The organism is Microbulbifer okhotskensis (assembly GCF_023895975.1).
GTDB lineage: Bacteria > Pseudomonadota > Gammaproteobacteria > Pseudomonadales > Cellvibrionaceae > Microbulbifer > Microbulbifer okhotskensis.
On record NZ_JALBWM010000076.1, the window covers coordinates 1 to 20437 of the forward strand.

Sequence of the window (20437 nt, forward strand, 5' to 3'; positions counted from 1 at the left end):
AGCCCGCTGGAATTTCTAGTGGGTAAGCGTGTGTCGCTTATGTTGGCAATCTAGCCCGTATTTCATTACCCGGCACTCGACAGGGTTACCATGAGCGCCTACCTCGGCCTTACCTATACCAGTATTGACAGCGAACTCAGATTCCCACCCGGTACCGTTTCTATATATCCTGAAGTGGTAAACCGATCCAGCGAAGACGACTTCGACCTGGCCTACGGCATCGGCGTGAAATATGATTTTACCGATCGCTTCGCAGGCAAGCTGCAATGGAAGAACATCGATAACGATACCCTCAAAATAAGTGGGCTGCATCTGTCACTAGAGACTCGCTTCTAGGCCGACCCCAAAGGGGCTCCTGAGCAAGCAGGCACCATGCAAACACCCTCATCTTTCTGCCCCCCCCATCACCTTAAGTCACTCTTCAATACCATCGCCATCGCCATCGGCATTGGCAGCCTATACCGCCGTAGCCTCGTGGAAGTACCAAGCGTATAGCGCCAACCCCCATATTACCGCCGCATCTTGACAGAGGTGGGCCCAAGCGTACAAAGTTTAGCCAAGGCAATGATTTTTAAGGCTTTTCCTAGAGAGTGGTTGACTTACATCGGTCGCATCTATAATATCCGCACCCGTAACGCGCTCGTAGCTCAGCTGGATAGAGTACCTGGCTACGAACCAGGCGGTCGGAGGTTCGAATCCTCCCGAGCGCGCCACATACAAAAGGCTTGCATCGAAAGGTGCAGGCCTTTTTTGTTGTGATACCAATTGAATGCGGCAATCTAGCTTGCACCTTCCAGACGCCCTCTAGCTGCCACACCCGTACGCCAGCGAAAAATCCTGGCCGGCTACAGTTGACTAATCGGCTCCCTCACCCGCAAGCCCCCTCCTTCCAAATTGCTGACTCGCAATCATTCGAACCAGTTTTATAGCTGGCAGCAGTTAATTAGCGCTGGTTCCCAGCCGCTTATTCCCACCCTTACTGACAGGCCTCACTACGTCACCATCAACATCACAATTCACAATTCACAATTCACAATTCACAATTCACAATTCACAAATATTTATTTGGGCTGCTTCCGGATTCTCAATACGAAGCATCGTTCTATTCCGAGCATTCACACATTTCCACTTCGAGGACTGCTGATATGACTGTATAATTATGGACAAAATATACGTCACTTGGGTAAAATACAAGCACTGGTTACATTTTTCTAGCGCAAAAGAACATGCCTGGCTTTAATGAGGAGGGCAATACAGAAAAAATATAATTAAAGGCCTTTCTCTTCACATCTTTTATCAGCCGACTACTATCGGAATGATCAGAGTATTGGTAGTCGAAATAATTTTCATAGATAAAGTGTTCGATTTTAAATCCGCTATTTTTCAAATAGGAGGCTAATTCGGAATAAGTATACTCTCTATAATGGCCAGGATTCTTATGGTTTTCTCTTATTAATTCATAGGGGTTTTTTCCGAAAACCATCCTCACCCTTTTATGAAGTGCAACCGCATTCGGAGTTTGAAGCAAAAGAACCCCACCTTTCTTTAAAATAGCATTGAGAAATGCCAACACTTGATTGGGCGATATATATAGATGCTCAATAACCTCAGAAAACACTACCACATCATATTTCGGTAAGTCTTTACGCCATAGCTCTGTATCTCGGCAATTATTCAAGTCAAAATTATAATGATCCCCTCTGTTAGAGCTTTTTTCAGAATCAAACCCTAAAGAATCAACAGCTCTAAACCTGGAAATCAGAGCTTCAGTAAATGGTGACCTACCGATATCAAGAATAGAGATTTCATTGTTATAATAATTACACACAGTATCAAAAAGAGACACATACCGTGGCATATGATATCTAATATAACCACTGCATGGGTTCTTCTTCAGCATTTCTTGCAACTCAATATGCATACTACCCTCAAACTAGTAATGACCTGACAGCCGGATACCCGGGCTACCCCTACCCAGCCCCAAACGTACGGAACTACCGCATCCGGCCCTCAGCTATAAATTTGCTTACGTAAAACGCGCGCCCAATATCAGCTAGTAAGTATACTGCGTTTATATACCCTAGGTGGCATTTCGAAGCACAAATCCGGAACGCAATGCGAATAGATGTTGGCAGATATTCGACGAATCACGCTTTCTTACGGGGTCCTTGATTCTGATTTGCTAAATTTTTCATTGCCGCTTTGAACCACTGTCTGATTAATGCCTGCTGGAATTTGTCGTCGATACGAAGGGAAAGTATACCCAACAACCAGCTGCGATCCAGCCGATCGTAAAGCCTTGGATATTGACGTCAACCACAATCTCGCAACCAAGGAGAAGGGAACCCCACTCCCGAACTCCTTGTACCAGCTGCACTACACGCTACCCCATCAGCGCACGCTTCCTATGACCCAATACATATCAAGATGGTTACTTAGCCAAATATCCTGCCTCTGAAGTATTTCTAATTTCAACCTCCGCACAACATGCAATATCCGATACCAGTGTGACTAAAACTTACCAATAGGCTCTCTCGTACCATAAAATATAGATATCAGAATTACAGTATCAATACTAACATCCACCTCTAAATATTTGGCATTAATCATCCGATGAAAGAAAGGGAGGGAACAATAGGGCAGCACTATCATTTTATAGGGTGACTTCAACTCTTAACACCCTCCCCTCGACAATTTCTTTTCAGGTGAAAGCACACCTCTCACCCCGGGATAGCTCAGCTAAAATAATACCAAGCATAAAAACCACAGGGACTAAACCCAGAGATTTTTCTCAAGCTAGAACTCATCCAGAATTGGGGGCTCGCATAGATTATAAATATTATTTAAGCCAGATAGATCAGAGAGTAGTAGCACAACTGAGAAACGGATATACCCCATAACTATTCCCCGACCTGAAACCAAAGAACTACTGAATTTTACCTACATACAAGAGATCAATTCAAGCCATTTTAACTTCAAACAACTGACATCCTTATGATTTTCCCTGGCCAGAACAAACAACCTACTCAATACCTATAAAAATACTTCGGACAGTTTCATGCGGCTAAGAAGACAGACATAATACCCAAGGTTACAATCATACCCTAGACTCGCCATAAATTGTGCGACCGACACCATAAGGACAACCACGCTTATGCAGCAAGTAACGGCAGTTGCGCTAAGATTACTGGCAATATGGCTTCTAATTCAACTTATTATAAACCTTCCAACCCTAATTTTAATTTTCACCAGCGTACAAAAATACCAGCAGCGGGAAATCCCAATAACCGCTTATGTCGGATTAATTGGGACCTTCCTTATTGTTGGTTTAGCCGCCGTATTTCTAATCAACAAATCGGCAACCTCTATTTTGACGCGTACAAAATCTGATCCGGAAAACGCTTTGAGCAAAGACACCCAAGCAATATTATTCCAAATTGCGGGCCTTTATTTTGTAGTCAACTCTCTAGCCTATCTACCAAGATCACTCTCATTTATTCCAAGCACCATAGATGCCTCAATGTCCAGCTTAATGTGGCCAATTGGCCTGTTGTTTCAATTGTTCATTGGCCTGTGGTTGATTACCAACACAACTTTTTGGCTTAAGCTATTTAATAAACTGAGAGGTCGTAATTAAACCCTCATCAACCCGATTCACTTCGCTCTTCTACAGTTAATCTACCTGTAAAGCGAAATTCTGCGACAGTTACCCAGCGAAAATTCTCCCTCTGCAGAATATTCGATGATTAAAGATCCAATCGTCGGTACATACACCCTTAATATTTTATTTAAAAGATCCATCGATGCCCCCAAAAAATCGCTTAAACTCTTTTCAAATGACGCCTCAAGCTCCACCTCCACTACGGATACTTCGACCATTGATATACTCTTAGAATTCCCCTTATGTTAACCACCAATTCCCAACTTACTATCCACAGGAGGTAAAGTGAGAAGGATCTCAATTGCGGCCGCGGCTGTACTCGCTTGCTTGATACTGATTGGCAGCAGTTTTGCTGAAACACGGATATCCCGCGGCGCTATCCCCATTATTGACAATGTGAAACTGAGCCAAGTGGCTGGCCCTATTGAATATCCGTGGGGAATAGCACTACTGCCCGATGGCACTTTAGTGATCACTCAGCGCAATGGCAAAATCCGTACCATTAAAGAGAGTGATCTGTCCGACCCCATAGCTTTTCCTGTCCAGGTTTATTTCGAAGGCCAAGGTGGGCTACTGGACGTAGCGGCCAGTCCTAATTTCGCAAGCGACAACCTACTCTATTTCAGTTACTCCATTGGGAATACGCAGAGCAACCGGTTGGCTATTGGACGGGGTAAATGGAAGAACGGAAACTTGGCAGACTTTGAAGAGATATTTAAAGCCGCTCAAGGCAAGACAAACGATAGGCACTTTGGTTCGAGGTTTGGCTTTCTGGCAGATGGAACCCTCTTGGCGACCATCGGCGATGGTGGTAACCCTCCCCAGGACTTCCTGGATATTTTTGCTCGCGAACAGGGGCAAAATCTACAAACGCACTTCGGCTCGGTAATCCGAATCCAGCCGGATGGCTCGGTACCCGATGACAACCCCTTTATTCAAACTAAAGGTGCTCTCCCTGAAATTTGGAGCTTTGGCCATCGCAACCCCCAGGGGCTCGCTATTGATCCCGGCACTCAGCAAGTCTGGTCCAATGAACACGGCCCCGCTGCAGGAGATGAACTGAATCAGCTAAGAAAAGGCGGCAATTTTGGCTGGCCACGAGTCACGTTTGGGAGGGACTATCGCGACGGCTCAAATATTGCTTTCAAAATTGCCGACCCGGAATTTGTGTCTCCTATTCTCGCCTGGATTGATACACACGCTCCCGGTGGGCTCACTATCTACACTGGCAAAGCCTTCCCTCAATGGCGCGGTTACCTTCTTTCAGCGGGTCTGGTGACCCATGACCTTCGGGTAATTGATCCAGAAGGCGATGCTCTTACCGGCGAGCAACGTATCGTAGTTGGTGAAAGAGTTCGCGATTCGGAAGTCGGCGCAGATGGCACACTCTACATCCTTACCGATGGACCACAAGGTAAACTGTTGCGTGTGGATCCCAATTAATAGGCTCAACCAGGGTTCGCTAAGCGGGGGGCTTGCAAGCCCCCCGATACCTTCTTTTCATCAGGCGTTAAGCCGCCATAGAATAGGGGACTATTAAAACAAAAAGGCTTTCCACCATGCGACTCTCCCGCATCCTGGCAGCAGGACTCCTCGCCGTCACCGCCATCAGCACTCAAGCGGTCACGGTAATCCATAATTTTTCAGGCTATCAAACCACCGATACTGCTCTCCTTCAGTTCAGTGCTATGGCCTTTGACCAGGGAAAAGTACTGGAGACCGGTAATCTTACAGCACTGGACATAAAGTACCCCAAAGCAAAAAAAATCGATGCTGGCGGGAAAACATTGCTGCCAGGGCTGGTCGATGCCCATGGGCATATGCTGGGCCTCGGCCAACTCAACACTATGCTGGACCTGCGTGACCAATCCCTTAAGGACACCCTGCAGTCCATCAAGCAACACGCCAAAAGCCTGGAGCCCGGAGAATGGCTCCTTGGGCGAGGCTGGAACCAAGTCACTTGGCCCGGTAAGCAATTCCCCACCCGTGCCCAACTGGACACCCTGGAGCTCAACCACCCTATCTGGTTGCGGCGGGTAGACGGCCATGCTGGCTGGGCTAACTCCAAAGCTTTGCAATTGGCCAACATAAGCAAGAATACCCAGGCTCCAGAGGGCGGTGAAATTCTTCGGGATAGCAAAGGGAAGCCCACAGGTATACTGATTGACAATGCGATGAGTTTGCTTCAAAAAGCAATCCCCAGCCCTACCCTGACCCAAGAAAAAAAATCACTGCAAAATGCGTTTTCCAAAGCGCTCACGCTCGGCCTCACCAGCGTTCATGATGCGGGCATTAACGAAAAAACTCTCAACGCTTACAGTCAACTGGCCGTGGAAGATGCCATCCCCATACGGGTTTACCCCATGCTCTCGGTAGACAGCCACAACTACGCCAAGCTGCTGCGCGCCGGCCATATTGGCACCCCCGCAAAACGCCTTTATATGCGCAGTATCAAGTTGTCAGCCGATGGCGCCCTGGGCAGCCGAGGTGCAGCACTCATCGAACCCTACCATGACCGCCCTCGGGAGAAAGGACTACTGCTCTACCCTGAAACAAAAATGTTAGCGCTACTCAAATTGGCCACCGACAATAATTTCCAGGTTAACGTACATGCGATTGGTGACAGAGCTAACCATATAGTGCTGAATCATCTGGAGACCCTGAACAAAGCAAAGAGCCAGAAGGAACACCGCCACCGTGTAGAACATGCCCAAGTCATTGAACTAAAGGATATACCCCGCTTCACTCAGCTCAATCTAATCGCCTCCATGCAGCCCACCCACGCTACCAGTGATAAAAATATGGCCGGCGACCGCCTGGGCGAAGAGCGCCTGACAGGCGCCTACGCCTGGAAGACACTACTGAAACAAGGTACCCCCATTGCCGCCGGATCCGATTTCCCGGTAGAGCCCGCTAACCCCCTCTTCGGCCTCCATGCAGCTATCACCCGCCGAGACCGCCAGGGCAACCCCAGCAAAGGTTGGCGCACTGAAGAAGCAATGACCTTAGAGCAAGCCCTGCGTGCCTTCACCCTCGACGCCGCCTATGCCAGCCATCAAGAACAGGTAATCGGCACCCTCGAACCTGGAAAATTCGCTGATTTTATTTTGCTAGACAGGAATATTTTTGAGATGAACCCCCAAGAAGTCTGGCAGGCACAGGTATTAGAAACTTGGGTTGAAGGGGAAAGAGTTTACCGTAAAGCCTTATAATCCAGCACCGATCCTCACCATAAGAACGATAGTAAACACACATCATACCGGTGAAAGCCGGTATCCAACCTCGCCAGTCAAAACATCCCCCAATCACTCCCATAAAAAAGGGTATCGATAAAACACATTACAAAAATTCAATTATTTAGACTTGTCAAGGATAAATACGGAAAAATAACAATCATCGATAAGTTGAATACCAAAATGCCGGACTCAAAAATAAGCTTATCCGACCATGTGACTGGGTTAGCCATAAAGGAATTTATTATGTTTTCTCACGAAAAATTATTCACGTTTTTATTGTTAGTTATGATCACATCAAACACCTATTCACTTCCCTCTGGCATTAAAATATTACCTGATATTCCGTATGGTCAAGATACAGACCAGGCCCTAGATGTTTACATTCCTACCAAAGCAAAAAATGCTCCAGTAATATTCATGGTACATGGCGGCGCCTGGAGTGGAGGGGATAAAGCAAATAAATCGGAATTTGAAAACAAGGTTGCTCACTGGGTCGGTAAAGGATTTATCTTCATATCTACCAATTATCGGACTCTACCAAAAATCAAACCGGACAAACAGGCAAAAGACATAGAAGCAGCATTGCTTTTCGCCCAAGAAGGCGCACGTGAATGGGGAGGTTCTTCTGACAAATTTATTTTGATGGGGCACTCTTCAGGAGCTCACTTGGTTTCCCTGATATCATCCAATTATAAAGCCATCACGAAGGATCGAATAACCCCTTGGCTGGGCACTATTTCACTGGACATCTCTGGTTACGACATCGTGAAAAAAGCAACCGGCGAAAACCCTTCTGGGTTTTACATAGAGAAATTTGGCAACGATTCCAACTATTGGGTAAAAGCATCTCCATTCCATATCCTCAGTGACAAAATCCCTCCGTTTTTAGCAATATGCTCACTACGAAGCGATGATGCATGTACGCAAGCTAAAACGTTCACTGACAAAGCCAAAAAACTTGGAGCTTATGCAGCAATAATACCCATAGATCTCTCTCATGGAGAAATTAATTCAGAACTTGGGAAAGACGCCTGCTATACGGCTAGCATTGATGACTTCCTCAAAAAATTGAGCCCTGACATAGCTAAAATACTAAAAAATGGAGACACTCAGCCCCAACAAAAATGCGCCGACACTTTAAGTGTAGCGACCGATTAAACTATGACAATACTATGGGGGCTCAAGCGAGGCTTAGGCTCACTATATTATTTAACGTCAAAGATAAAACAGGAAGTAGAGCCATTCGGTACCAAAGAGCTCTACCAGCCGCATGACTGCTATCAGCTCCTCTTTCAGTAAGCAACATTCTACCAGACACGCTCGAAATCAGAGTAGCCATGAACAGTCACATACCAAATACCCGCTTGGGGCTCGCTCACATCAATGGTTTCATTGCTGCTCCAATTTTTAGATGTGTATTCAGCGTGCAAACTAGAAACCGGTTCACCAAAGTTGACATACAGGCCTGTATCGCCAGCTGAACTAATAAATGAAGATCCAGTTGTTATTGAAAGTGCGGCAGCCCCTTCTGGCACTTGAACCCTAAAGTTTCGCTGCTCACCCACCTTGCCACCCAAATCTTCAACTGTCTCATCGGGGTTTAAGGATTCAGATGATAACCCCCCAAAAGACTCCATTAAAGAAACCTGCTCGAAGTCCGTATACCCCATCAGCATGACATGCCAAACACCCATCCTTGAATTCACAATTGAAACAGTTTCTTCATTGCCACCTAAAAACGGACGATAGTCATAGACAGGCTCAGTGGGCTTATCACCAAAGCGCACATACAGATTGACATCTCCACCGCCGCCACCCATTTCAAAATTAAGGTCAACGGCACTTTCCGGGACAATCATAGAATAATATAATGCCTCACCAGTATTGGCGGACAACCCGCTAACCGGTTGATTATTAATGATTTCTTTGCCTTGCTCTTCATCCAAAAAGACTGTCGTGGTTAAATCCACACCTTCAAAACTGCATTCAACCGGTGATAGCATTACGTACCAGCGACCTGAGTCAGTTAATACCACTTATATGTATTCGACATTACCTCCATTTTCAGACTTGAAATCATAGTCCGTCGTGCTGCGTTGATAATCATAAGCAACATATACATCCATTTCACTGCCAACTTCAATTCCTGATTCCTCTGTTTGGACCACCAAATTCAAAGCATTTTCAGGTACATCGATATGGAACGTTTTTTCACCTTTACTTCTCAGATCGGCTCTTGTTTTTTATAAATAAGCGTTAACTCTGCCCCTGCATCACAGGCTGGCGCTCCACCACCCTTAACCGGGCTAAATTGGATATTTCCCCCGTCTAACACACCGCTAATATTTGAGTGCGCTTCACATGAATATACATCCAACAAGCTATCTGTAACGTCTAGATTTTTTATAAAAAGTTTATCTACTGCCCACTCAAACTTTACGGCATCCAAGTAATTACCTGACAGATTTAAGCTTCCAATCGTTTAGGCAGCTCAGCTATCGCAGTTAACTTTTCATTTGCAGCAGTCAAGTATTTCAGATCTCGAAACAAACGGATACCTTCAAGCGATTGTATTTCGCCATTTCCCGGTGTGCGAATCTCCTCAACCTTTGCGGCTTCCAGTGTATTAATCTCATCATCGCCATCTGTATCAAAATATGTCGGCAAATAAGATTTAAATGCCAATTCTGGAATACTGATATTCACCGCACCGTAGTGTGAGGCCACACCAACCTGATCGCCACCACCCAGATCGATATGCATAACCATTTTTCGGAACAATTGCCGCTTGTCCATTATTAGCATACGCATAAGAGGAATAATGCATAATAGACAAAAAGTCATAGTCACTGTAATAATGAATGGTCCGAAAGTCAAAATTATACTTCGCACCAGATACCCTGAAAAAATTAATGCTCCCCAAATTTGACATCTTATAAATTTCGCTTCATGCGAAAAAATACAAACCTGCCTTTATCACATGGATAAAAGCCGCCCTCCAAGCCCAACCAACTATGACGGGACTCCGGCTTTCACCGAAATGAGGATGGGGAAATGTAAAACACTCATCACGCCGGCGCAGGCCGATGCCGGAAGGTCGACCCTCGGCGGTCGCTCTACCTAAGACACCGAGTAGGGCTTCAACGCCTCAGACAGAATCATTCGCAAGGGCTCCAGCTTGGACTCAAAGTGCTTCCACTGATCTGTGCCGCTACGGTAAATAGGTTGGCGTACCTGTTCCGCACTGGGGGTACGTACGGCTCGCTCGGTGCGGTGGAATTGCAGGCACTCTTCGGCAAAGGGAAGGTCGCAGTAATCCAACAGTCGGCGCACCTGCCCTTCAAGGTCTTCTACTACCGCTTCGTACTGCACACGCAATACTTTTCCAGGCAACACCTTATCCCAGTGACCCATCAGCCGCACATAGTCCCGGTAGTATTCGCCCATCTGCCCCAGACCATAAGTGAACTCCTGACCCTCAGCAAATAATTGTTTAAATCCACTAAAGCAGCAGGCCATGGGGTGGCGGCGGGCATCGATAATTTTTGCGCTGGGAAGTATCAGCTGAATCAGGCCGATATGGCGAAAATTATTGGGCATCTTGTCGATAAATAATGACGATTTGCCACGATGTATTGCGGTTTCTTCGATATAACGCCGCCCTATTTGCTCTAGCTGATCGGCGGTTAAATCATGCAGAACCGCAGGATAGCGAGCGCCCTCAGCCGTGCGGCGGCGGCCGTCCAGGCGGCGCGCAGACGCGATAATATTATGCAACTCAAAAGTGCCATCCACCTGAGGATGGGAGGCGAGTATCTGCTCCAACAATGTGGATCCGGCACGGGGCAGGCCCACAATAAAAATGGGGTCGGGCACATCAAAGCCAGAAACGGGATTTTTATCAAACAATTCTGGCGTACAGTGAGTAATCTCTAAGTCGATATCCCGACGATTGTCCTCAATACTGTATTGGCATTCTTCCTGTTTTAATGCATTGCCTTGTTCATACCAGGAAAAAGATGCCGCGTAATCCGCACGATCTTCCAGCGCTTTTCCTAGCGCAAAGCAGAGGTGGTAACGATCAACCCTGGCAGTAGCTGCCAGACCTTGTAATTCCCGCATTTTGGCGATTTCGTCATCACCAAAGCGGTAGATTTTCATATTGGCTAAGCTCCAATAGGCGTCGCCAAAATCTGGCTTGGCACGGTATGCAGCCTGATAAGCTTCGATCGCACGGGCCGATTCACCCACTGTCTTTAAAACATGTCCGCGCTGCAACTGCACGCCATGTAATTCTGGGGACTCAACAATGATCTGATCATAGATTTGCAAAGCGGCTTGATAATCTCCAACCATCGCACTTTGGGTGGCGAAAAGAATATCGCTCTGTTGTCCGCCCTGTCCGGTGCGCAAAAGACTAGCCTGCTGCAAAGCTGCGGCAAACTTCTGACGTTTTCGTAGTATCCCAATATAGTCGAAACGCGCTTGATGAAAATCGGGATTCATTTCCAGGCAGCTTTCCAACAAAAAATCCGCATCGTCGAGCACCCCCAGTTCCGCACCGATTAACGCCAGTAAACGCATGGCTTCGGGGTGATGCTTATTTTTTTGTAAATAGCTCCGGCAAAGCTGCTCTGCTTTAAGCAATTTTTTTTCATACATCAAACTTGCCGCACTGAGCAGTACTGGTGGCACGGTTTGCAATTGCTGGAACTGATGTAAAGCTTGGAGAGCTTCGGCCTCTATGCCCTGCGTACGCAACCCCAAAGCCAATCCCTTCCAGCTGGCATGCAGTGCCGGATTCAGTTCCACCGCGCGACGGTAGGACTCGACCTGCTCCGGTAAACAGCCCTGCTTTGCAAAGTTATGCCCCTGCTCCTGATATGCTCGAGCATGCTTTATATCCAGGCTCAGTAATCGTGTGATGGCTGCCTGGGCCCCGCCAACATCACCCGAATATCTCAAGCTCACAGCCAACAGATAATAACTCTCGCAATCTTCCGGATAGTCTTCCACCTGCTTTTTTGCCATCGCGGTGGCAGTGGAATAATCCTCAGCCTTGAGGGCACTCCGAGTTTTTTGCGCAAGTTGGGCTTGGTTTTTTTGTGATTGAGAGGATTCAGATTGGGAGGACAAAAAATATATCTCACTAAACCGTAAATACAACCGGATGCACAACTGGCGCACCCGGCGGGCCGAAAATTATGCCCCCGCCCATAATGGAGAGGGGCTGGCGGTCAGAAGTCGTAGGTAACGCGCACACCCAATGTGCGGGGGCGGTTGGTGGTAATACGCTTCGAATTATCTAAGGTGTTGATAAACAACTCCGCGCGCTCGTCGGTCAGGTTCTCAACATAGAGTTCCGTACCCCAGTGCGCTTCGCGCAGACCGAAAGACGCATCCACAGTCGTGTAGGCATCCTGTTTGTAGCGATCATTCGGCTCAATCACGATAGAACTCCAGGCTTCGTCACTATAGGAGATACCGGTCTGCCAGTATGCATCTAAGCCGAGTAATTCCCACTCATAGCGGGCGCGCAAATTCAATTGCAGTGGCGGTGACAAAGCCAACTCACTCCCCTCTGGAGCCACATTCACCGCACTGTCGGGCGCACTGGTAATCTCGGTATCGTTGTAAGACACGGCACCGATCAACTGGAGGTTCTCGGTTGGCAACCAAGTGACATCGGCCTCAATACCCCGTATTTCCGCGTCCAGGGCGTTTTCCAGGTAGAACAGGAAGTAGACATCTGGATCGAACACCGCTGTTTGAATATCACTCCACTCCACGAAGTAGACACTACCGTTAAATTGCAGACTCTGATCCAGCAGGGTGGTTTTCCAGCCAGCTTCATAGTTGTCAACGGTATCGGTGGTAATGGTATAAGGCACAACCGTTGCTTCATTGCCGTTACCGCCGCCACGATTATATGCGGGGGGGCGGAAGCCTTCAGAGTAAGTTGCGTAAAGCAGTACATCATCATTAGGCGTATAGCTGAGGGTGAATTTGGAGATTACACCGCTCTCATTCATCGGCACATCAATTCCAGCTTCCTGCCACTTGGAGTCCAGGTTATCTCCGTACATGTCTACATCGATCCCGCCCGCATTACCAAATGAGGAGTTGGCGGAGCCCAGCAGTTTCACATCGATATCGTAATGACGCAGGCCGACCGTGGCGCTGAGCTGGTCATTAATGTCGTAAGTCAGCTCGCCAAAAAAGGCTAATTGCTCTTCCTGTCGGGTGATATCGTTAAAGAAGGCCACCCCGGCTGGGCGCGCACTGGAGTCTATCGCCGTGGATTGTACCGGGTCGGTAGAGTCCGGGGACCAGCCGCGCGGATAATTCTGCGGAAAGCCCAGGTCGATCATTGACGAGTAAACAAAATTGCCACGATCAAGGATTTCGACATCCTCGTAAAAAGCGCCGACCGTCAGTCGCAGCGGGTATTCCTGCGGCGTAGTGAGGCGCAACTCATGGCTGGTACGGGTATTTTCAACGGTCCCGACATATCCTTTAGCCGGATCGTAACAGGCATCAACGTAGTTACAGGTGTAGTAGGCCACGTAGTTGCCCACATCGTTATAACCGGTGTAATCCATGGATTGCTCCACCTCGCGGTCGAGGTAAGCTCCGGTGTATACAATATCCAAAGCGGCTATACGGCCCTCCAGGGTCCAGCTTGTCAGGTCGAAGCTGTCTTCCAGGGAGTCCTCGAAAAAGCGACGCACTTCCAGATCGCCGACTTCTTCTGGATCGTGGTCAAACACCCCATCCGCTTCCAGGTCCTGATGGGTGTGCTGAAGCAACAGTGACCAATCGTCATTGATCACATAATTCACCCCCAGGCGGACACCCTTGTAGCTGGAATCATTGAAGTCTTCCTCTACAAGATCCTCATTGGAGGCGCTCTCAACAGGCAGACCTTCCCAAGCCGAGTTAACTGCCGCATCCGGCGTATAGGTGCCGGCCACATTATCGATATACCCCCCCTCATTGGATTGATAAGCGGCCACACGCAGGGCTAGCTTATCTTCGATAAGAGGGAGATTGATCATGGCCTCCAGGCTATCGGACAGATCACCATCTTTGGTGGTTGCCAATCCGGCCTCGAGTCTGAGATCAAACTCGTCCAACTGCGGCTTATTGGTAATCAGGCGCACGGTTCCGGCCTGTGAGCTGGCACCAAACAGGGTGCCCTGTGGGCCTTTAAGGACTTCAACCCGCTCAATATCTGTGACGTAGACATCCAGGTTCCTGCCGCCAATACTTACCGGCGACTCGTCCAGGTAGAGCGCAACATTCGGCGCAGTACCATTGGCTTGAGACAGCTGGGTCGCAATGGTTTCAGTGGCCATACCGCGGATATAGATGGACGACTGCCCCGGCCCACGACCACCGGCAGTCACATTCGGCATAAAGCGGATATAGTCATCAAAGTTTGAGACATTCAGGTTCTCCAAGCTCTCCTCGCCGAGGGCCTGCACCGTCACCGGGATATCCTGAGCGCTTTCGGCACGCTTGGTCGCCGTCACTGTTACTTCTTCAATTTGCCGGGATTCAGCGAATGCCGGCTGGCCACCCAATACCGCCGCACTGGTCGCCAGAATGGCGCAGTGTAGTTTGCTTTTCTCAAACACAGAGATCTCCTTGCGTCTATTTTGATTTTTACCCAACACCCAAGACCAGAGAATGGCCCCCCCTACATCAGCCGCCATTTACTTAGTGCTGTAATTATTTGTCGCGAGAGACAGTGTTGATTTAGCTTCATTACAAACGGGTCTAATCAACGAAGAGGGGCTTAATTGCGGGGAAATGAGGTCACCGGTACAAAATTTGTGCGGAATTCTATACAGAATTCTTGTAAAGATAAAGTTTGTACAATTTTTACCCAATAACTGCTGTAAAATTAGGCCTGCAACCTCATTCTACTTGTCGGCAGTTTTTAGGGATGTAATATTTTGAGGTCAAATAATTAATAAGCTGGCTAAAATTGCAGGAGAGCTGTCAGAAATACCCAAAAAAAGCGCCGACGGATGCTAAGCTGGCGCAAGAAGCCAGTGAAGAAATACCACCCAACAAAAAAGCCGCATCCAATGACGCGGCTTTTTTGAACTTAAGATTGAGACAATCGATCAGTTCTTAACGGCGACAGTACCCGCTTTCTTCTCCGATATCGGGAAACCGCGATCGCGCATCAGCGCTTCAATATTGGCATCACGGCCACGGAAAGCACGGTAGGCGTCAGCGGGGTCTACTGCGTTGCGCGGTGCAAAGAGATGCTTCACCAGCTTGGCTGCCACATCCTTATCGTAAAAACCCCCTTTGGACTCGGCAAAAGCTTCCGAGGCGTCGGCCGTCAGTACATCGGCCCACATATAGCCGTAGTAGCTGGCTGAGTAACCTTCACCAGAGAAAATATGACCAAAGTGCGGCGTCCGGTGACGCATTACCAACTCTTTTGGCATGCCCAGCTTATCCAGAGTTTCACGCTCAAACTTATCCGGATCAATCCCTTCAGGATCGGCGGTGTGGAACTTCATATCTATCAGCGCGGACGCCAGATATTCAGTCGTCGCAAAGCCCTGATTGAATTTGGCAGCCTTTTTGATCTTGGCAACCAGGTCTGCAGGAATCGGCTCTCCGGTTTTGTAGTGCACCAGGTAGTTATCGATCACTGCATCGGTGGACAACCAACGCTCCAGAAGCTGGGACTGGAACTCGGTGTAGTCGCGCACACCACTATTCAGAGTCGGATAGGTCACATTGGACGCAAGGAAGTGCAGTGCGTGGCCGAACTCGTGGAAGAAGGTCTCCGCATCATCCCAACTTACCAGTACAGGCTCGCCTGGCGCGCCCTTGATAAAGTTGGAGTTGTTGGAAGAAAGGACATTCTTCTTGCCATCAAAGGTGGAGTGATCGCGGTACATAGTGGCCCAAGCACCGGAGCGTTTACCCGCGCGAGCAAACGGGTCCAAGTACCAAAGGCCAATGTGCTCACCGCTGGTCTTGTCGGTTACTTCCCAGACTTTAACGTCTTCGTGGAACACCGGTACAGACCCCTCTTTCACCGGGGTGAATTCAAAGTTGAACAATTCGCCAGCCACATAGAACATTGCCTCGCGCAGGTTATCCAATTGAAGGTACTGCTTAACCTCATCTGAATTCAGGTCGTACTTGGCTTTGCGTACTTTTTCCGCATAGTGACGGTAGTCCCAGGGCTCAATGGTGATATTGGCTTTCTCAGCATCCGCCACAGCCTGCATATCCGCCACTTCTTCCTTCACCCGGGCAACGGCTGCCGGCCATACCGCTTCCATCAACGCCATTGCGCGATCAGGGGATTTCGCCATGCGATCCTGCAGACGCCATTCCGCGTAGTTATCGAAGCCCTGAAGGCCAACACGCTCATCACGCAGTTTCAAAATCTCGGCGATGATGGCATTGTTATCGTGTTCATCTCCATTGTCGCCACGGCTGTAATAATTGGTCCACACCTGTTTGCGCAGCTCGCGGTTATCGGAGTAAGTCAGGAAGGGGTCCATGGAGGAGCGGCTGTTGGTAATTGCAAATTTACCTTTTTCGCCCTTCTCTTCCGCCATCGCAGCAGCTGCCGCAACAAAGGAGTCCGGCAGACCACCCAACTGATCCTCACTCAGGAAAATATCATAACCTTCTTCATCCGCCAGCACGTTGTTGGAGAACTTGGTGTAGAGCTCTGCAAGGCGCTTATTAATTTCTGCGTAGCGCTCTTTCGCCTCACCTTCAACTGTGGCGCCATTGGTTGCAAACTGGGTATATACCAGCTCCACAACACGCTTTTGCTCCGCATTCAAGTCAATCGATTCGCGCTGATCGTAGACTGACTTAATACGCTTGAATAAAGCCGCATTCTGGTAGATTTTGGACTCATAATCAGCCCAGACAGGTGCGAGATCCTGTTGAATTTTACGGAATTCAGGAGAGGACAGGTTGCCGGCCCAGATGCCGTAGTAAGAAGATGCGCGGCCCAGCTCTGCACCACTGCGCTCCATCGGTACAAAAGTATTGGCAAAAGTCGGCTTGGCGGGGTCAGCGGCAATTACTTCCAGCTCAGCCAGGTTCATCTCAATGCCCCGCTCGATCGCAGGCTTGAGATCCTTGAGACTCATTTTGTCAAACGCAGGTACACCACTATAGGGACCGGTCCACTCAGCCAGAAGCAAGTTACTGGCGTGCTCTGAACTGACAGCCATAGACTCTTCAGCTTTCACGGTATCTTTGGCAACCTCAGCTTGCTGTGCCTTTTCACCACAACCGCCCACGACCGCCAAGGCAGCGGCTACGGATAGTGCGATCATTGTCTGACGCATTTGCATCTCCTCTAAGATAGAGCTTTGTAATAGTTTTAAGAGCCGGAGTTTAACCCCTACCGGCCCGCACCCGCCAATATAACTGCTAGCTACCGCCACCACTGCGGCAGAGTGAAAGAAATACGCGACAACTTCCCAGCTAATTGACCAAATAGTCGAAATAAAGCCCGATACAGTCACCCGCATCAATAGATACCGACTTTTTAAGTGTATACATTTTGCGTTTCTACATAAACGACCAAAATGTGGTATCGCGGAGCGATTCAAGTTCTTCCCAGTCGCTTGCCATCAAACAAGAAACATCAACCCAATTACAAAACACAATCCTTGCCTGGCAATCGCAAGACCTGACAAAGTGCCTACACACCTCAGCATTGCACAACTTCGCCGACCCACAGCCGCTTTACTCTTTTTAAGACTCAGAATTCCAGATCGCTATTACACCCATCATCCCCGTAAAAATCACCAAGCCCACGACACAATTAACCGTTTAGCTTCCAACGGAATCGATCGTAATTAAATAAATACAAAGCGGTCTATTACCAAACATAATTACCGGAAAACCTGGATCACTAACAACCCCTTACCGAGCACAACCGGTTAAATTAAATTTTATCTTTCACAATTCCTATCAGACACGATAGATAAATCAGCACCTCCAAAGGAGCGAAATATTAACAAGCCATCTTAATACACAAAAGCAATAACGGTTTTAACGCCTAAAGGTATGCCATTCTCATAGACGATTTTTTATAATCATTCCCATTAAAAATTTCTATCGAAACTTCAAAACAATATTTAACTAACCAAGATATATCGGGCAATATTCAACCGAAAAGCAGGTGTTCTTTTCAGGCACAATAATTTATCCGGAAATCTGGCTTTCAGTTAACACATTAAACAACTCAATCAACTGATTAATAGTTAGGGACAGACTCATGCAAAAGAAAACTATCTTACCTCTTAGTGCTGCTATCGCATTTTTATCGATGGGCATTGCCGCCAATTCTCAAGCACAGTTGGTGAGCTGTGGCGACGTAATCACCACACCAACGACCCTGGATGCAAATTTGGTTTGCCCCATTGCCGATGCAGACTCGGTAGCCATTGTTATTGAAGGGCCTGGGGGCAGCCTTTCCATGGGGGATTACAGTCTTACCTGCTCTACCAGTGCGTTTGGGAGCGGTATCGTTTTACTGGGCCAAGGCGCACGGCTCAGCGGGGGAACCGTGACTGGCTGCGGGGATGCTGTCACCTTAGGGGGGGATGGCTCACACTTTGTCACTAATGTTTATATTACCGATTTTGGTGACGATGCCGTCTACATCGACAGTAACAACAATGTAGTCACCAACATGGAAATTGTTGGTGATGACTGGGATTCTGATGAAGGTATTGATATCGCAGGGCATAACAATGTTGTCAATTTTAACTACATAGAAGGTGCAGGTGATGAAGGTATTGAGATTGCAGGAGACTTCAATATCGTTTCTTCTAATGAGGTTTTAGGTTCTGCCAACGATGGCATCGAGATAGATGGGGCCTTTGCAAATGTAACCAATAATTATACACACCATAATGGCAGTAGCGGTATTGAAGTAGATGGTAACTTCGGCACCATATTTTCAAACACCGTCGCGAACAATGATGGAGGGGTCGATCTGGATCAGGGTACCAGCAACGTCATCAACAATAATACTGTTTCAGATAATGGCACCTATGGAATTTTTATTTTTGATGCAGAACCAACCAACAACACTATCTCCAACAACACATCACTAGGCCATACCTACGACTTATTTGATGCGGTTGATTTTGACTGCTCGGGAGACAATACATGGGAAAACAATACATTTTCAACTTCCCAGCCGGCCTGTCTGGAATAGCCGGTCACCCCTTTGCACAGGGCGGTGAACAATTGGCAAGTCACGCCCCTTAGGCGCTATTACAACTTCAATTTATTGTAACTTCGAACAGATGATCCTCTTTCAATTCACCAAAGGGGATCATTTTAAGCATTTGTAACAGTACAGTTAAATTATTTCAAATAACAGCTCTGTAAAATGTCAAGCTCGCCACCAAGAAAACAAATATTTTTCAGTAAGTAAGTTACCCTTACAGACAGCTAGCCGCGAGAAATTCACCCTTCATAGCTACATTTAAGTATCACTAAGCACGGCGTCCACCTCAATTCCAACCAGGCAATCTGCCTATAAGCATCGTCAATGTATACGATTGTACCCGATGAAATAAGTACCGCACCCAATATCACAACCTGGTTCCCAACCCTAAATAGGCTCCTAGAGATATAAACCAGAACTTACTAACGGCCTCACAAAACGCCTCGCAAAATTGATCAAGATATAAATATGATTAGATTATTACCTTTAGCCCCCTAAAACAGGCACCATTAAAAGAATTGGAATTTCTATATCCGGGAACGCCTTCAGACAGCCTTCAGATCCAATCCATCTACAACGGCTACCTATTGCAGCGCACGGGGGAGCATTCTTGTATCTGGGGCGTTCTTCCTCGAGCACCTTTTATACCGGCGGTGAAGCCGGCTATATCAACTACCCTGTAATGCCATAATCCCCTCACAGCGAGTGCGTAGACTAGCCAGTTAACCTACGCCGCCCCGCCAAACTAGTGGAATCACTCACCCTAACCTTCACAGTATTTACCAGTGAAACTAAAACAAAGCTCAGCAGCATTAGTAGGTACCAGGAACTCAGCTTTGCAAAGGAGACCATCTCCCATTGGCCCGATTGGTTGGGATAAATCCAAATATTTGCAAAATTTGCAATATTTTCAGCGAACCAAATAAATAGGGCCACCAGGAACCAACCCAAAAGAAGCGGCATGTGGCGATGCCGCTCAATGACCTTGAAGTATATATTGGTACGAAGGAATATAACTATTGTGCCCGCCAGCAAAGCCCAGCGAAAATCCCAAGTATAATGATGAGTGAAAAAATTAATATAAATAAGTAGCACTAAAAAAACGGTGACTGGCTTGAAGGGATAATGGGAGTATTCAAATTCAAAGATTTTCCATACCCTGGCAATATAACTGCCAACTGCGCTATACATAAAACCGGTGAACAGGGGCGCGTTACCAATACCGAAGATATCAGGGCTGTCCCATATAAATCAGCTTAAATGGTGGCTGTAATTATCTTGTCTAAA

14 protein-coding genes, 1 tRNA gene and 1 pseudogene are annotated in these 20437 nt (G+C 47.5%); 7 read left to right on the forward strand and 9 right to left on the reverse strand.

Annotated features, from left to right (window positions below):
- Positions 1 to 81 precede the first annotated feature (81 nt).
- Positions 82 to 336: pseudogene (locus MO867_RS15295) on the forward strand (outer membrane beta-barrel protein); the annotation flags it as partial.
- A 300-nt stretch (positions 337 to 636) separates the two neighbouring features.
- A tRNA-Arg gene (locus MO867_RS15300) sits at positions 637 to 713 on the forward strand.
- 488 nt (positions 714 to 1201) lie between these two features.
- On the opposite strand, the gene MO867_RS15305 is transcribed toward MO867_RS15300, so the two are convergent.
- On the reverse strand, positions 1202 to 1921 hold the full coding sequence (locus MO867_RS15305; protein WP_252470680.1) for a class I SAM-dependent methyltransferase: 720 nt from the start codon (positions 1919 to 1921) through the stop codon (positions 1202 to 1204).
- A gap of 1233 nt (positions 1922 to 3154) precedes the next feature.
- Between MO867_RS15305 and MO867_RS15310 the strand changes: the two genes are divergently transcribed.
- Positions 3155 to 3637: a hypothetical protein gene (locus tag MO867_RS15310; RefSeq protein WP_252470682.1), complete on the forward strand. Its 483-nt coding sequence runs from the start codon at positions 3155 to 3157 to the stop codon at positions 3635 to 3637.
- A gap of 41 nt (positions 3638 to 3678) precedes the next feature.
- Here the strand turns inward: MO867_RS15310 and MO867_RS15315 are convergent, their stop codons facing one another.
- Positions 3679 to 3879, reverse strand: a complete 201-nt coding sequence (locus MO867_RS15315; RefSeq protein ID WP_252470684.1) for a hypothetical protein — start codon at positions 3877 to 3879, stop codon at positions 3679 to 3681.
- 67 nt (positions 3880 to 3946) lie between these two features.
- Between MO867_RS15315 and MO867_RS15320 the strand changes: the two genes are divergently transcribed.
- The 3 genes from MO867_RS15320 (at position 3947) to MO867_RS15330 (ending at position 8055) form a co-directional block, all read left to right on the forward strand.
- On the forward strand, positions 3947 to 5104 hold the full coding sequence (locus MO867_RS15320) for a PQQ-dependent sugar dehydrogenase (RefSeq protein ID WP_252470686.1): 1158 nt from the start codon (positions 3947 to 3949) through the stop codon (positions 5102 to 5104).
- Positions 5105 to 5220: 116 nt separating this feature from the next.
- Positions 5221 to 6873 carry an amidohydrolase gene (locus MO867_RS15325; RefSeq protein WP_252470687.1) on the forward strand — a complete coding sequence of 551 codons (1653 nt, stop codon included), beginning with the start codon at positions 5221 to 5223 and terminating at the stop codon, positions 6871 to 6873.
- A 267-nt stretch (positions 6874 to 7140) separates the two neighbouring features.
- Entirely contained in the window at positions 7141 to 8055 is a 915-nt protein-coding gene (locus MO867_RS15330; protein ID WP_252470688.1) for an alpha/beta hydrolase fold domain-containing protein, read from the forward strand.
- Between the two features lie 149 nt (positions 8056 to 8204).
- Here the strand turns inward: MO867_RS15330 and MO867_RS15335 are convergent, their stop codons facing one another.
- The 6 genes from MO867_RS15335 to MO867_RS15360 form a co-directional block, all read right to left on the reverse strand.
- On the reverse strand, positions 8205 to 8900 hold the full coding sequence (locus tag MO867_RS15335; protein WP_252470689.1) for a PPC domain-containing protein: 696 nt from the start codon (positions 8898 to 8900) through the stop codon (positions 8205 to 8207).
- Between the two features lie 221 nt (positions 8901 to 9121).
- The gene (locus MO867_RS15340; RefSeq protein ID WP_252470690.1) at positions 9122 to 9346 is read right to left on the reverse strand and encodes a hypothetical protein; all 225 of its coding nucleotides are present in this window, start codon (positions 9344 to 9346) and stop codon (positions 9122 to 9124) included.
- A gap of 17 nt (positions 9347 to 9363) precedes the next feature.
- Positions 9364 to 9708, reverse strand: a complete 345-nt coding sequence (locus MO867_RS15345; RefSeq protein ID WP_252470691.1) for a hypothetical protein — start codon at positions 9706 to 9708, stop codon at positions 9364 to 9366.
- A 309-nt stretch (positions 9709 to 10017) separates the two neighbouring features.
- Positions 10018 to 12033, reverse strand: coding sequence for a tetratricopeptide repeat-containing sulfotransferase family protein (locus MO867_RS15350; RefSeq protein WP_252470692.1), 2016 nt, complete (start codon positions 12031 to 12033; stop codon positions 10018 to 10020).
- A 101-nt stretch (positions 12034 to 12134) separates the two neighbouring features.
- Entirely contained in the window at positions 12135 to 14537 is a 2403-nt protein-coding gene (locus MO867_RS15355; protein WP_252470693.1) for a TonB-dependent receptor, read from the reverse strand.
- Between the two features lie 495 nt (positions 14538 to 15032).
- Complete coding sequence (locus tag MO867_RS15360; protein ID WP_252470694.1) at positions 15033 to 17249, reverse strand: M3 family metallopeptidase; 2217 nt, start codon at positions 17247 to 17249, stop codon at positions 15033 to 15035.
- 938 nt (positions 17250 to 18187) lie between these two features.
- Between MO867_RS15360 and MO867_RS15365 the strand changes: the two genes are divergently transcribed.
- Positions 18188 to 19135 carry a right-handed parallel beta-helix repeat-containing protein gene (locus MO867_RS15365; RefSeq protein WP_252470695.1) on the forward strand — a complete coding sequence of 316 codons (948 nt, stop codon included), beginning with the start codon at positions 18188 to 18190 and terminating at the stop codon, positions 19133 to 19135.
- 729 nt (positions 19136 to 19864) lie between these two features.
- On the opposite strand, the gene MO867_RS24025 is transcribed toward MO867_RS15365, so the two are convergent.
- Positions 19865 to 20398 carry a DUF817 family protein gene (locus MO867_RS24025; protein WP_373565895.1) on the reverse strand — a complete coding sequence of 178 codons (534 nt, stop codon included), beginning with the start codon at positions 20396 to 20398 and terminating at the stop codon, positions 19865 to 19867.
- Positions 20399 to 20437 lie beyond the last annotated feature (39 nt).

Coding starts and splice junctions, on each gene's coding strand:
- MO867_RS15305 (WP_252470680.1), bottom strand. CDS start 1,921: ATGCATATTGAGTTGCAAGAAATGCTGAAGAAGAACCCATGCAGTGGT.
- MO867_RS15310 (WP_252470682.1), top strand. CDS start 3,155: ATGCAGCAAGTAACGGCAGTTGCGCTAAGATTACTGGCAATATGGCTT.
- MO867_RS15315 (WP_252470684.1), bottom strand. CDS start 3,879: ATGGTCGAAGTATCCGTAGTGGAGGTGGAGCTTGAGGCGTCATTTGAA.
- MO867_RS15325 (WP_252470687.1), top strand. CDS start 5,221: ATGCGACTCTCCCGCATCCTGGCAGCAGGACTCCTCGCCGTCACCGCC.
- MO867_RS15330 (WP_252470688.1), top strand. CDS start 7,141: ATGTTTTCTCACGAAAAATTATTCACGTTTTTATTGTTAGTTATGATC.
- MO867_RS15335 (WP_252470689.1), bottom strand. CDS start 8,900: ATGCTATCACCGGTTGAATGCAGTTTTGAAGGTGTGGATTTAACCACG.
- MO867_RS15345 (WP_252470691.1), bottom strand. CDS start 9,708: ATGCGTATGCTAATAATGGACAAGCGGCAATTGTTCCGAAAAATGGTT.
- MO867_RS15360 (WP_252470694.1), bottom strand. CDS start 17,249: ATGCGTCAGACAATGATCGCACTATCCGTAGCCGCTGCCTTGGCGGTC.
- MO867_RS15365 (WP_252470695.1), top strand. CDS start 18,188: ATGCAAAAGAAAACTATCTTACCTCTTAGTGCTGCTATCGCATTTTTA.